This is a genomic window from Pseudomonas sp. RW3S2 (assembly GCF_014268955.1).
Classification (GTDB): domain Bacteria; phylum Pseudomonadota; class Gammaproteobacteria; order Pseudomonadales; family Pseudomonadaceae; genus Aquipseudomonas; species Aquipseudomonas wayambapalatensis.
Map to the genome: position 1 here is coordinate 200292 of NZ_JABWRM010000003.1, position 13195 is coordinate 213486.

Here is a 13195-nt window from a genome sequence, read left to right on the forward strand (position 1 = left end):
CGGTCGCCGACAACAACAATCACACAGGGACAGGCCCATGGCCGCTGACACCCCGACCCACGCCCACCTGATCCAGGCCTCCTGGGCCCGCTGCCGCGAATACGGCCTGCAACCGCACAGCGCGCCGGATTTCGACTGCCTGACCGGCGCACAACTGAACGAACTGCTCGAGCATCGTCAGGCCCTGCTGCAACTGACCCGCGACGCAGTACTGCCGCAGTACACACACCTGCTGGGCAACTCCAGCTACCTGGTGATGCTCGCCGATGCCGGCGGCTGCCTGCTCGATGCCTGGGGGACGCGGCGCTTCGTCGAGCCGCGCCAGCAGCACGGTTTCACCCCAGGCGCGCACTGGCAGGAACGCGGCGTGGGCACCAATGCGCTGGGCACGGCATTGGCCTGCGGTGAGGCCATCCACGTCGGCCAGGACGAACATTTCCTGCGCCAGAACCGCTACATGGCCAGCGCCGCCGCGCCCTTGTTCGATGCCGAGCGTCGGCTGGTGGGCGTACTGGATGTCTCAAGCGATGGCTACCTGCCCGTCGCCCAGACCCTCGGCCTGGTGCGCATGATGGGCCAGAGCTTGGAGAATCGCCTGATTCTCGCCGCCCACAGCGACCGGCACGGGCAACTGCTGTTCAATACCGCACCCGACAACCTCGACAGCCCCTGGGCCGGCTTGCTGCTGTTCGACGAGCATGGGCGAGTGCTGGCCGCCAATCATCGCGCCGACAGCCTGCTGGGCCAGGATCCGCGGCAGTGCACGCTCGAACAGCTGTTCCAGACCTCGCTGAAACAGATTCTCGCCCACCCTCAGGAAAGCGCCTTCGCCCTGCAGGTCGCCGGTCGCCACCGTTTCCACTGCCAGTGGCGCGCACCGCATCAAACTGTGCGCAGCACACCCCCGAGCAGCGACCCTCGCGTGAGCAAGGCGCTGGCCCAGGCCGGCCTGCTGCTGGAAAAGGATATTCCAGTGCTGATCCAGGGCGAGACAGGCGTTGGCAAGGAAGTCTTCGTCAATGCCCTGCACCAGGCCAGCAGCCGCGCCGACCAGCCACTGATCGCGGTGAACTGCGCGGCGATCCCGGCAGAACTGGTGGAGTCGGAATTGTTCGGCTACGAGAAAGGCGCCTTCACCGGTGCCCACCACAAAGGCAACACCGGGCTGATCCGCAAGGCTGACGGCGGCATTCTGTTTCTCGACGAAATTGGCGACATGCCCCTGCCAACCCAAGCCCGCCTGTTGCGCGTACTGCAGTCGCGCTGCATCCAGCCGCTGGGCAGCGGTGAGCCGGTGGCGGTGGACATTCGCGTGGTCTCGGCGAGCAACCTGGACCTGGCTGCCGAAGTCCGGGCCGGGCGTTTTCGCCAAGACCTCTACTACCGCATCGCCGGGCTGGCACTGGCACTGCCCCCGCTACGCGAGCGCAGCGATCGGCGGGCGCTGATCGAGCAGGTGCATGCGCGTTACCGCGAACCCGGGCAGGTACAACGCTTGTCGCCGCGGATACTGGCGCTGCTCGAACAGCATCCCTGGCCGGGAAACCTGCGCGAGCTGGTGACCGTGATGCAGGTTGCCCTGGCGTTGGCCGGGCCTGATGCCATCGGCGAGGAGCACCTGCCAGCGGCGTTCCTGGCGGAAGCTGCGACGCCCCTGCCCACACCTGAACGGTCCGACACCGGGCAAGACCTCAACGCCCTGCTGCACGAAGCCAACGGTAATCTTTCATCGGTGGCGCGGGCGCTGGGGATCAGCCGCACGACGCTGTACAAGCGGCTGCGCTCGACGGCCGCAGGCTGAGCGGGCGTGAGCTCGGGCTCCACAGCCGATTCCGCTGCCACATCCACCATTTCAGCTGGAGCCGCTGCCGACTACCTGCCGTTCAGCAGGCTTTTCCCACTGCCGCACCGGAAAATGGACACACAGCCCACCTGTGGATGCGTGCCCAATGCAAACAACAAATACCGTCCTCATGATTCGCCCGGCGCGGTTCGCCTTCAACCCCGACACCGCCCTGAACAACCGTTTCCAGAATGCCCCCCTGGACCCTGATGCGGCCAGCAGCAAAGCCCTCGAAGAGTTCGACGGCTACGTGCAGACCTTGCGCCAGCACGGCGTCGAGGTGCTGGTGGTGCAGGACACGCCCGAACCGCACACCCCAGACTCGATCTTCCCCAACAACTGGTGGAGCAGCCATGCCGATGGCAGCCTGGTGCTCTACCCGATGGAAGGTCACAACCGTCGCCTGGAGCGTGAGAAGGGTGTGCTACAGGTGATCGAAGAGCGTTTCGCCATCGAGCGCACCATCGACCTGAGCCCACTGGAGCAGCAGAATCTGTTCCTCGAAGGCACCGGCAGCATGGTGCTGGATCGCGAACACCGTATCAGCTACGCCTGCCATTCCGGTCGCACCCACGAACAGGCGCTGCGCCAGTTCGCCGAACACCTCGGCTACCGCCTGTGCCTGTTCCACGCCCTCGATCGCCAGCAGGCACCGATCTATCACAGCAACGTGATGATGAACGTCGGTCGCACCCTGGCCGTCGCCTGCTTAGACGCCCTGCCCCACGCCGACGAACGCCGCACCCTCGAACATTCCCTGCGCGACACCGGCAAGGAGGTGCTGGCACTAGGTTTCGACCAGTTGGAGGGCTTCGCCGGCAACATGCTCGAAGTGCACGACCGCAGCGGCCGCTCGCTGCTGGTGATGTCGCGCAACGCCTGGCGCTCGCTGGACGCCGGCCAACGCCGCCAGGTCGAGCGCCACAGTCATCCGCTGGTGGTCGACATCGACCACATCGAACGCATTGGCGGTGGCAGCGCACGCTGCATGCTCGCCGAAGTCCACCTTCCCTCGCGCCACTGAGCCCCAAAGGAGCACTCCATGACCCGCTATATCGACGTGCAAGACCTCGCCCGCCTGGTCAACCGCAAGGGCCTGCCCACCTGCCTGGCCGAGATGGCCGAATACATTCGTGGCGACTACCTGCGCTGGCACGATTTCGAGAAGTGCCCGCGCCTGGCCAACCACTCGCCCGATGGCGTGATCGAGCTGATGCCGGTGTCCGACGCCAGCCTGTACGCCTTCAAGTACGTCAACGGCCACCCCAAGAACACTCACAACGGCTTGCTCACCGTGATGGCGTTCGGTGCGCTGGGTGATGTCGACACCGGCGCCCCGGTGCTGCTCAGCGAAATGACCCTCACCACCGCTATTCGCACCGCCGCCACCTCGGCCCTGGCCGCAGGCTACCTGGCACGCAAGGACAGCCGCAGCATGGCGCTGATCGGCAACGGTTCGCAAAGCGAGTTCCAGGCCATCGCCTTCCACACCCTGCTCGGCATCGAAGAGATCCGCCTGTTCGACATCGACCGCGCCGCCTCGCAGAAACTCGCGGCTAACCTGGCCGGCTACCCCAAGCTCAAGCTGATCATCGCAGCGTCCGTGGCCGATGCGGTACGCGGTGCAGACATCGTCACCACGGTCACCGCCGACAAGGCCTATGCCACCATTCTCACCCCCGAAATGATCGAGCCGGGCATGCATCTCAACGCCGTGGGCGGCGACTGCCCAGGCAAGACCGAACTGCACCGCGAGATCGTCGAGCGCGCACGGGTGATCGTCGAGTACGAACCGCAGAGCCGCATCGAGGGTGAAATCCAGCAGATGCCGGCGGATTCACCGACCACCGAATTCTGGCAAGTGGTCGAAGGGATAGCTGCCGGTCGCGAGAACGCCGCGCAGGTGACCCTGTTCGACTCGGTAGGCTTTGCCCTGGAGGATTATTCGGCGCTGCGCTATGTGCTGGATGTGGCCAAGGCGCTGGATATCGGCCAGGACATTGCGCTGGTCCCCGAGCTTGAGAACCCGAAGGACCTGTTCGCCCTGCTGCAACCACAAACCGCGGCGCGCAAGGCCAGCGCAGCATGAGCACTGCGGGGGCTGTGGTGCACAGCCCCCGCAGGCTTCGATCAGTCGCTCGCCATTGCCGCCTGGACGGCACGGGCGAAGCGGTCAGCCACTTCATCGACCTGTTCGGCGCTGATGATCAGTGGCGGCAGGAAACGCACCACCGCGCCATGCCGGCCGCCCAGCTCGAGAATCAGGCCGCGCTTGAGGCACTCGCGCTGAACCTTCGGTGCCAGGGTGCGTGACGCGGCTGGGTGACCGAGGGCATCCAGCGCACCGTCCGGATCGATCAACTCGACCCCCAGCATCAAGCCTCGGCCGCGAATATCACCCAAGTGCGGATAGTCACGCTGCAGGTGTTGCAGGTGGCCGCGCAGGCGCTGGCCCATGGTGGCGGCGTGTTCGTCCAGGCGATGCTCCACCAGGTAATTGATCACCGCGGACCCGGCGGCCATGGCCATCTGGTTGCCACGGAAGGTCCCGGCGTGAGCGCCAGGCGCCCAGGTGTCGAGCCAGTCGCGGTAGACCACTACCGCCAGCGGCAGGCTGCCACCAATGGCTTTGGACAGGGTCACCACGTCCGGCACGATACCCGCGTGCTCGAAAGCGAACATGCGCCCGGTGCGGGCGAAGCCGCTCTGGATCTCGTCGACGATCAGCGCTACCCCAGCCTGCTCGGTGATACGGCGCACGCCGCGCAGCCACTCGATATCGGCCGGAATCACACCGCCCTCGCCCTGGACCACCTCAAGAATCACTGCCGCTGGCAGCTGTACCCCGGCCTCCGGGTCGAGCAGCAGGTTTTCCAGGTAATGCAGGTTGGCACGTACCCCCGCCTCGCCGCCCAGGCCGAACGGGCAGCGGTAGTCGTAGGGATAGGGCATGAACTGCACGCCGCTGTTGAGCAGCGCGCCCAAGGGCTGTTTCGGCCCCAGGCTGCCCATCAGGCTCAGCGCACCCTGGGTCATGCCGTGGTAGGCCCCCTGGAAGGCCAGCACCGTGCTGCGTCCGGTGGCGGTACGCACCAGCTTCAATGCGGCTTCCACCGCGTCGGTGCCGGTTGGCCCACAGAACTGGATCTTCGCGTCGCGACGCAGTGCCTCGGGCAGCACCGCGAACAGGTCCTGAACGAATCGATCCTTGACCGGCGTGGTCAGGTCGAGGGTGTGCAGCGGCAGCTCATCGGCCAGTACGCGCTGGATCGCTTCGACCACAACCGGGTGGTTGTGCCCCAGCGCCAGGGTGCCGGCACCGGCGAGGCAGTCGATGAACTGGCGGCCTTCGACGTCCTCGACATGGATACCACGGGCACGCTTGAGCGCGAGCGGAATGCGACGCGGGTAGCTGCGGGCATTGGATTCCTGTTGCTGCTGACGCAACAGCAAGGCTGAATCCTCGAAGTGGTACAGAGATTCCGGCGCAACGGCCGGCAGTGCCTGGGCAAGGCTGGAAGCAGTAGACATCGGCGAACCCTCGCAAGCAAGTAGGAATGCCCGCCACGTCCCTGTAACCGGATGTGTGTCGGGAAGTCATCGCTTGGGAGACGCTTGAGTGGGGTGTGGATTTAGCAGATTCGGAGGCCAATGTGGCATTTCACAGGCGCACCCGCGAAATGCCACATTGGCCGATGATCAGGCCCGAGCCTCCCGCGTCGGCACCTGCAGCCAGACCCGCAGCCCGTCACTGCGGCTGTCGAAACGCAAGCTGCCCGCGCAGCGCTGGACGATCGCCTGGACAATCGCCAAGCCCAGCCCGCTGCCGACACTCTTGCTGTTGCGCCAGAAGCGCTCGGTCAGGTGCTTGAGGTCCTCGTCGGCGATACCCGGGCCATGATCGCGAACCAGGAAGCCCACCTGCCCATCGGCCATCTGCACCTCCAGCTCCACCGCCTCGTTGCCGCCATGGCGCAGGGCGTTGTCCAGCAGGTTGCGCAGCGCCGCCACCGCCAAGGGTGCGGGCATGCCCAGATAGATGCGGGTGGCCTCTTCAGGCAGACGCACGACGATTCGCCGGTTGTCACCGCCACCGGCATCCTGCACCGCCTGGCGCGCGACTTGTTCGGCACTGCACAACACGCCATCTTCGAACGACAGGCTGCCCTCGACCCTCGCCAGCATCAGCAACTGCTCCAAGGTCCGGTGCATGCGGTCGGCGCCCTGCTCGGCGTGCTCCAGGGCCTGCTCGCGCACACTACCGTCGGTCATGCGCGCCACTTGCAGGTGGGTCTTGATGGCCGTCAGCGGACTGCGCAGTTCGTGAGCGGCATCATCGGTCAGGCGTCGCTCGCGCTCGATGGTCTGGGCGATACGCAGGAACAGCTGGTTCTGGGTTTCCAGCAAGGGTTGCAGTTCGCTGGGCATGCCCGCCACCTGCAAGGGTTCGACGCTGTCGGCGCGACGCTTGCGCAGGGCGTCACGCATGCGGTTGAGCGGCTCCAGCCCCTTGCCCAGACCAATCCACAGCAACCCCAGGCTGCCGAGCAAGGCCATCAGCACCGGTGCCGAAGCGGCTAGCAGGATCGACTGGTTGAGCGCCTCGCGTTCCTGATGGCGATCGGCCGTGGTGATCCGCACATCGCCATGGTTGTAGGTGAAGGTGCGCCATGAACTGCCGTCGATCGTCTGGTCACGGAAGCCGCTGCGCTGATCGTCCATGCTGCCATCATGCTTGTGGTTGCTGGCGAGGATCTCGCCGCGCAGGGAGCTGACCTGGCAGGCCATACCGTCCGGCACGCTGAACTGGTCGGCGGCGAAGTGCGCGTCCCGGCCCTTGGCCCCCAGCGGCTGCGGCAACTGGTCGACCAGGCCCGCGACCATCCGCGCCGAGGCCACCAGGCGCTGGTCGAGGGAGAACATCATCTGCTGGCGCAGGTCGCGCAACATCCAGGCCGCCGCCAGGATCCAGATCAGGATGAAGGCACTGCCCAGGATCAGCGACAGACGAACCCGCAGGCTCATGGTGCGGTCTCCTGCGGGGCCTGCGCCGCACCCAGGCGATAACCCAGCCCGCGCACCGTCTCGACGATACTGTTGCCAAGCTTGCGCCGCAGGTGGTGGATATGAACGTTGAGGGCATTGCTCTCGACTTCATCGCTGAAGCCATACACGCAATCCTTGAGCTGTTCGCTGGACAGCACGCGCCCGGGGTTCTGCAGCAAGGCCTGGAGCAATGCCTGTTCGCGCCGGGACAGATCGACCGGACGACCGGCCAGGGTCGCCTCGCAACTGCTGGGGTTATAGACCAAGGGGCCGTGCTCGATGACATTCACCGCACGCCCGGCCACCCGGCGCAGGAGTGTGTGCAGGCGCGCCGCCAGCTCACGCAGGTCGAAAGGTTTTAGCACGTAGTCGTCGGCGCCGGCCTGCAGGCCATCGACCCGGTCGGTGACCGCATCACGGGCCGTGAGCACCAGCACGGGCAGCACCTCGCCCTGCTGGCGCAGGCGACGCAGCAGCTTGAGGCCGTCTTCGTCGGGCAACCCCAGGTCGAGGATCATCACATCGAACTGGGCTGCCTGGAGCAGTGCACGTGCCGCCGAGGCGCTGGCGACCCGATCGACTGTCAGGCCCTGGGCCGTGAGGCCGGCGCAGATGCCGCTGGCGATCAGGTCGTCGTCCTCGCAGAGCAGTACGTGCATGGGAAATCTCCGGGTAAGTGGATGCGCAGTGCAACAAAACGGGATTAAGCGCCGATTATGAACCTCACCCCGCGTTTCGTCGCCTGCGCCAGCCGTCGGTTACTCGAGTACCTCGACCGGCATGCCGACTTCAAGTCGCCCGCTGCCATCGACCGCCAGGTTCTGCCCGAACAGCACATCCCCTTCCCGCTCGCGGAAGGTCTTGAGGGTGGTCAACGGCTCCCGGTCGCCACTGCGCTCACCCGTCTGCGGATCGAGGGTGGTGAGGATGCAGCGTACGCTGGGCTTGAGCACCCGCAGGGTCATGTCGCCGATACGGATGCGCTTCCAGCCATCTTCGGCAAACGCCTCGGCACCCTCGACCACCAGGTTGGGGCGAAAACGCAGCATCTGCATTGGCCGGCCGATGCGCCGATTGAGCTCATCGAGCGAGCCCTGGCCGATCAGCAATAAAGGAAAGCCGTCGGGGAAGGCCGCGCGGTCACTGTTGAGCCCATAGCCGCTGGGCAGATAGCGTGCCCGCTGCTGCGGGCAGTGCACCAGACGTACCGCCTTGCCGAGCATCTGGCTGAGCCACGCCGCGGCCTCGTCGCCGGCGTCGGGCACGCGCAAGGTGTCGCGCCAGATGGTCACGCCGCGCAGGTCGTCATCGGCACCCGGCACCTTGACCCTCAGCGGCGCCTGCCCGGGGGTTTCCAGCAGCAGGCTCTCCCCATCGCCACAGGTGGCCGTGAGCCGCCCCAATTGCGGCCAGGCGCGCTGGGTAAGGAAGCGCCCGGTGTCCTGCTCGACCACCATCCAGCGCCGGTCGCCCGACAGCCCCATGGCATCCACCTTCGACTCGCCCAGGCTCTGCGCCTGACAAGACTTCACCGGATACCGATACAACGCACTCAGAAACATCCCCGCCCGCCTCGTGCCAGTCGAAAAGCCAAGCTTATACCCACCACGCGGCCTGTGCAGGTATCAGACTGCCACGTGATCGAGCGACAGGCGCTCGCGCACCACATCCACCAGGCGGTCCGGCTGGAACTTGGAGAGGAAGTTGTCGCAGCCGACCTTCTTCACCATCGACTCGTTGAAGCTGCCCGACAGCGACGTGTGCAGCACTACGTACAGCCCGCGCAGACGTGGGTCATTGCGGATCTCGGTGGTCAGGCGGTAACCATCCATCTCTGGCATTTCGGCATCGGTGAAGATCATCAGCAGCTTTTCGCAGACGTCTTCGCCGGCATCGGCCCAGCCCTTGAGCATGCGCAGCGCCTTCAGGCCATCACTGGCGATGTGCAGCTTCACACCCAGCTGCGACAAGGTGTCACGCAGCTGGGCCAGGGCCACGCTGGAGTCGTCCACCAGCAGCACTTCACGACCGCGGGCACGGGCCAGTACCGGGTCTTCGAGCTTGTCGCGGGAGACCTTGGCGCTGTAGGGCACGATCTCGGCCAGCACCTTCTCCACGTCGATGATCTCCACCAGTTTCTCGTCGACCTTGGTGATCGCGGTCAGGTAATGCTGGCGGCCGGCGCTGGTGGGCGGCGGCATGATAGCTTCCCAGTTCATGTTGACGATGCGATCGACCCCGCCGACCAGGAAAGCCTGTACCGAGCGATTGTACTCGGTGACGATGATGGTGCTGTCCGGCCCTGGCTGCAGCGGCCGCATGCCGATCGCCTGGGACAGGTCAATCACCGGCAGGGTCTGGCCGCGCAGGTTGACCACGCCACAGACGAAGGTGTGGCGCTGCGGCATCAGGGTCAGCTTGGGCAGTTGCAGCACCTCCTGCACCTTGAACACGTTGATCGCGAACAGCTGCCGCCCCGCCAGGCGGAACATGAGGATTTCCAGGCGGTTCTCGCCTACCAATTGCGTGCGTTGATCTACCGTGTCGAGAATGCCAGCCATTGCGCAACCCCCTGGCTCTGAGCCGGAAAAAGTGGATACATCCGCCCTGTATCGGCACAATCTGCCGGAGCTTGACCCCTGCAGAAAAATGCCCGGGCGGCGATTGATATCACTTTACCATCATGCTTTACTGCTGCCACATCCCTCCCCATCCGCCGCGCTGCGGACGTATCACCGCCACTGAGACCTCATCAGGGAAACCCCTAGGAGCAATCGGGAGCAACCTGATATTCGCAATATCCATTAGCCATTAATGTGACGCCATTCTCACTGCATGAACGGAGTCAGGCTCTTGTCAGCGAACATCTCGGTGTGGCCAACCCCTGCTCCAACCCAGCGTGTTGGAGTTTCATGATGGAACGGGCGCTCTTGAATACCGCGATCCTTCAGGATTTCCTGCTGGATGCGCAGGTCCTGCTGAACGAGTCACAGGAGTGCCTGCAACACCTGGAGCTGATCAGCAACGACGCTGACGCCTGCCATTGCCTGAGCGAAGCCCTCGACACCCTCGCCCGTCGAGCCGACGCCTCGGGCGTGCTCGAGATCGCCCATTACGCCTCAACCCTGCACCGCTTGCTGGCGCCTGGCTGCACCAGTCGCAACCTGCCGCTGGGCGCGCTACCGGCACTGGCCGACTGCCTGACACTGCTGGCCTGGCAACTGGAACTGGTCGATGCCCGCACCGGACACCTGAACCTGGACAGCAGCGAGCAGCACCTGCTGCTGGTCACCCTGGCCGACGTGCTGGATCAACCACTCCCCCACGCCTGTGCCCTGTGCGAGGAGAACGAGCGCCACTGCGTGCATGCCCAACTGCTCAACATTCACATCGAGCCCAAGCACACCTACGCCACATCAACTCGTAAAGATTAGCGATGTGGCCCTGCGTAACTCGTCTAACTGGCCAGCTCCAAACACACAACTAGCTGGCAAGTTGTACAAGTTCTGTCTAGTTCCTGCAGCCTCGCCCCGTTAGTTGAATTTGGAAGTTCCTGCCTTTTCAAACGATAATGGCTTATTGCCACTTACCGAGCGCTACACCCCACTGTCATGCCTCGGAATTACCTTGATTCCAGGCAACTAACCAGCCGGGACCAAACCAACTCGAAGTGATACCATGCGCGCAAATGAACGAACGCCCAACGGCTCTTCAACGATTACAACAGGGCTCGTTTTTGGTTGAAAGGCAGGACACTCACGATTCTCCAGAGAGATTGGCGACCTGCGCCGGCAATAATTCAGTGGCTTTCCTATCTATGCTCCCACGCTTGAAGATTTCCCTGTGTTGTCGCTCTCGCACCGCCTTGCTGCGTGGGGCGACCGCCGTGTTGTGCGTGGCATCGCTGGTCACCAACCTGGTGCTCTACAGCAACGGGCAACCTTTGTCGGCCGGTGCCCTGGCGCTGCAGCTGGCTGCCCTGCTCGGGGCCGGCTGGCACCTGCGCCGTCGCGCCAGGTCGATCAACCTGCTGCCGGCAGAGCTGGCCGACCGCATGCTCAAGGTCCAGGAAAGCGAGCGTCAGCACCTGAGCCGCGAGCTGCACGATGACATCGGCCAATTGCTCACCGCCGCCAAGCTTCAGCTCGACTGGTTGCAACGTCGGGTGCCTGCACCGCTGCAGGCGCAGTGCGATACCCTGCGCAAGACCCTCGACGACACCCTGGGCAACGTGCGTGACGTCTCGGCGTTGCTCAACCCACGGCAGCTCGCCAGCCTGGGCCTGGAAGCCAGCCTGCGCGCGCACCTGCTGCGCGCCCTCGAGAACAGCGAGGTGCACTGGAGCCTGGAGTGCAACCAGCGCCTGGGCGGCATCTCCGACGAAGTGACCATGGCTGCCTTTCGCATCACCCAGGAAGCGGTCACTAACGTGCTGCGCCATGCCCAGGCGCGCAATTTGCTGATCAGCCTGCAACGCACCCCAGCCGGGTTGCTGCTGTCGATCATCGATGACGGCCAAGGCTTCGTGCCGAACAGCAAACCGGGCGAGGCCGGGCAACGCGGCATGGCCGGCATGCAGGAACGGGCCACCGCCCTGCAAGGCACCCTGAGCGTGACCAGCCAGCCCGGTGCCGGCACCCGGATAGAAGCACTGTTCCCCTGGCCTGCACGCAGCCAGGAACGTGCCAGGACACCCGCCACCGATGATTAGACTGCTGCTGATCGACGACCATTCGCTGATTCGTGCCGGCGTCCGCGCGCTGGTGTCGGATATTCCCGGCTACACCGTGGTCGGTGAAGCCGATGACGGCCAGCACCTGCTGGAGATGGTCCAGCGCCTGTCCCCCGACATCGTCCTGCTGGACATCTCGATGCGCTCGACCAACGGCCTCGACGCCCTGACGCAGTTGCGCGCAAACGGTTGCACCTGCAAGGTGCTGATCCTGTCGATGCACACCGACCCCGACCTGATCATGCGAGCCCTCGAAAGCGGCGCCCACGGCTACCTGCTCAAGGACACCACCGCCAACGAGCTGGAGCACGCCCTGGCCGCCTTGCGCAACGGCGAGCGCTACCTCAGCCCGGCCATCGCCCACACGGTGATCAACCAGGCCCTGCTGCGCGCTCAGGCGAACAAACAGCCAAGCAGCGATCGCCACAATCTCACCGCCCGGCAACTGGAAATCCTGCGCCTGATCGTGCGTGGCAAATCCACCCGCGAGATCGCCGCAGGCTTGGGGCTGTCGATCAAGACCGTTGAAACCCATCGCTCGCAGATCATGAAGCGCCTGCAGATCTACGATGTCGCAGGCCTGGTGCTGTTCGCCGTACGCGAGAAGATCATCAGCCTGGACGACTGAGCACCGGCGAGTCTGCGGGCAGGTGCACCCGCAGGGCACCCGGCGCTGCCTCGAAACGCAGGCTACCGGCCTGCAACGGCTCTCCGTCCAGGTTGATATCCAAGCCCTCGGCCTGGCCGATCTCGACCCACGGCAGGCGCGCCCGCACGAACAGTTCTTCGCCCGTCAGCAAGTCGCGCAATGCGCCCACCATCGCCTCGGGTGCAGGCAGAATCGCGACCTCCAGCAAGCCGTCATCGGCCAGCGCCTCGGGGCACAGCACGTGGCCGCCGCCCGCCTGGCGACCGTTGCCGATGGCCAACGCCAGCAACTGCCCCTGCCAGTGGAAATCCGGCCCGTGCAGGGCCGCCGATGCGGCCTGCAACTCACTGAAGCGCGACAGCCCGGTGAACAGGTAGGCCGCCCCACCCAGTACCTTCTTCAAGTCTTCGGACGTATGGGCCGTCACCTGGCTGCCAAAGCCACCGGTGGCCATGTTGAAGAACATCTGCTCACCTACCCGCCCCAGGTCGATGGGCCGGGCCGGCACATCCAGCAAGGCCAAGGCGGCGGCCGGCTCCAATGGCACCCCGGCGGCGCGGGCAAAATCGTTGGCAGTGCCCAGCGGCAACAGGGCCAGGCTGGCGTTGGCCTGCGCCTGGGCCATGGCCTCGGCGATATCGCGCAGGGTGCCGTCGCCACCGCCGGCCACCACCTGCGTGTAACCGGCCGCCAGGGCTTCTTCGACCAGGCGCCGGGCATCACCTGCTTCCCAGGTCAGACGCACATCCAGTACCTGCCCACGCTCGCGTCGCACGCCCACGGCGCTGCGCACCTCTTCGTTCATGGCCTGCTTGCCATGCAGGATCAACATCGCCTTGTGCCCGCGCATCCGAGATTCTCCGTATAAGACGCCAACTCCAATCTCGACCACAGGCAACCGGCAATTGCTGCACGGCGGCGCAAA

12 protein-coding genes are annotated in these 13195 nt (G+C 65.1%); 6 read left to right on the forward strand and 6 right to left on the reverse strand.

Translation table 11 applies throughout. The annotated features are described in order from the left end of the window. Positions 1-37 precede the first annotated feature (37 nt). From HU748_RS06120 to HU748_RS06130, 3 genes are all read left to right on the forward strand, one after another. The gene (locus HU748_RS06120; protein ID WP_186719693.1) at positions 38-1801 is read left to right on the forward strand and encodes a sigma-54-dependent Fis family transcriptional regulator; all 1764 of its coding nucleotides are present in this window, start codon (positions 38-40) and stop codon (positions 1799-1801) included. A 148-nt stretch (positions 1802-1949) separates the two neighbouring features. After that, entirely contained in the window at positions 1950-2867 is a 918-nt protein-coding gene (locus HU748_RS06125; RefSeq protein WP_186710446.1) for an arginine deiminase-related protein, read from the forward strand. A gap of 18 nt (positions 2868-2885) precedes the next feature. Further along, positions 2886-3932 (forward strand): ornithine cyclodeaminase, encoded by a 1047-nt coding sequence (locus HU748_RS06130; protein ID WP_186719695.1) that lies wholly within the window; start codon positions 2886-2888, stop codon positions 3930-3932. Positions 3933-3973: 41 nt separating this feature from the next. Here the strand turns inward: HU748_RS06130 and HU748_RS06135 are convergent, their stop codons facing one another. From HU748_RS06135 to HU748_RS06155, 5 genes are all read right to left on the reverse strand, one after another. Further along, positions 3974-5374 carry an aspartate aminotransferase family protein gene (locus HU748_RS06135; protein ID WP_186669615.1) on the reverse strand — a complete coding sequence of 467 codons (1401 nt, stop codon included), beginning with the start codon at positions 5372-5374 and terminating at the stop codon, positions 3974-3976. A 168-nt stretch (positions 5375-5542) separates the two neighbouring features. Continuing rightward, positions 5543-6868, reverse strand: a complete 1326-nt coding sequence (locus HU748_RS06140; RefSeq protein WP_186669617.1) for an ATP-binding protein — start codon at positions 6866-6868, stop codon at positions 5543-5545. Next, a complete protein-coding gene (locus HU748_RS06145; protein ID WP_186719696.1) occupies positions 6865-7548 on the reverse strand; it encodes a response regulator transcription factor in 684 nt (227 codons plus the stop codon). The genes HU748_RS06140 and HU748_RS06145 overlap by 4 nt, the downstream gene beginning before the upstream one ends. 99 nt (positions 7549-7647) lie before the next feature. After that, entirely contained in the window at positions 7648-8451 is an 804-nt protein-coding gene (locus tag HU748_RS06150) for an MOSC domain-containing protein (protein ID WP_186669621.1), read from the reverse strand. A gap of 63 nt (positions 8452-8514) precedes the next feature. Then, positions 8515-9450, reverse strand: a complete 936-nt coding sequence (locus HU748_RS06155; RefSeq protein WP_186669622.1) for a chemotaxis protein CheV — start codon at positions 9448-9450, stop codon at positions 8515-8517. Between the two features lie 351 nt (positions 9451-9801). On the opposite strand from HU748_RS06155, the gene HU748_RS06160 reads away from it, so the two are divergent. From HU748_RS06160 to HU748_RS06170, 3 genes are all read left to right on the forward strand, one after another. Then, the gene (locus tag HU748_RS06160; RefSeq protein WP_238343292.1) at positions 9802-10323 is read left to right on the forward strand and encodes a histidine kinase; all 522 of its coding nucleotides are present in this window, start codon (positions 9802-9804) and stop codon (positions 10321-10323) included. A 383-nt stretch (positions 10324-10706) separates the two neighbouring features. Next, positions 10707-11600: a sensor histidine kinase gene (locus HU748_RS06165; RefSeq protein WP_186710456.1), complete on the forward strand. Its 894-nt coding sequence runs from the start codon at positions 10707-10709 to the stop codon at positions 11598-11600. Then, positions 11593-12249, forward strand: coding sequence for a response regulator transcription factor (locus HU748_RS06170; protein WP_186669624.1), 657 nt, complete (start codon positions 11593-11595; stop codon positions 12247-12249). The genes HU748_RS06165 and HU748_RS06170 overlap by 8 nt, the downstream gene beginning before the upstream one ends. Here HU748_RS06170 and yegS read toward each other — a convergent pair. Beyond that, complete coding sequence (yegS, locus tag HU748_RS06175; RefSeq protein WP_186719701.1) at positions 12233-13120, reverse strand: lipid kinase YegS; 888 nt, start codon at positions 13118-13120, stop codon at positions 12233-12235. The genes HU748_RS06170 and yegS overlap by 17 nt on opposite strands. Between the last annotated feature and the right edge of the window lie 75 nt (positions 13121-13195).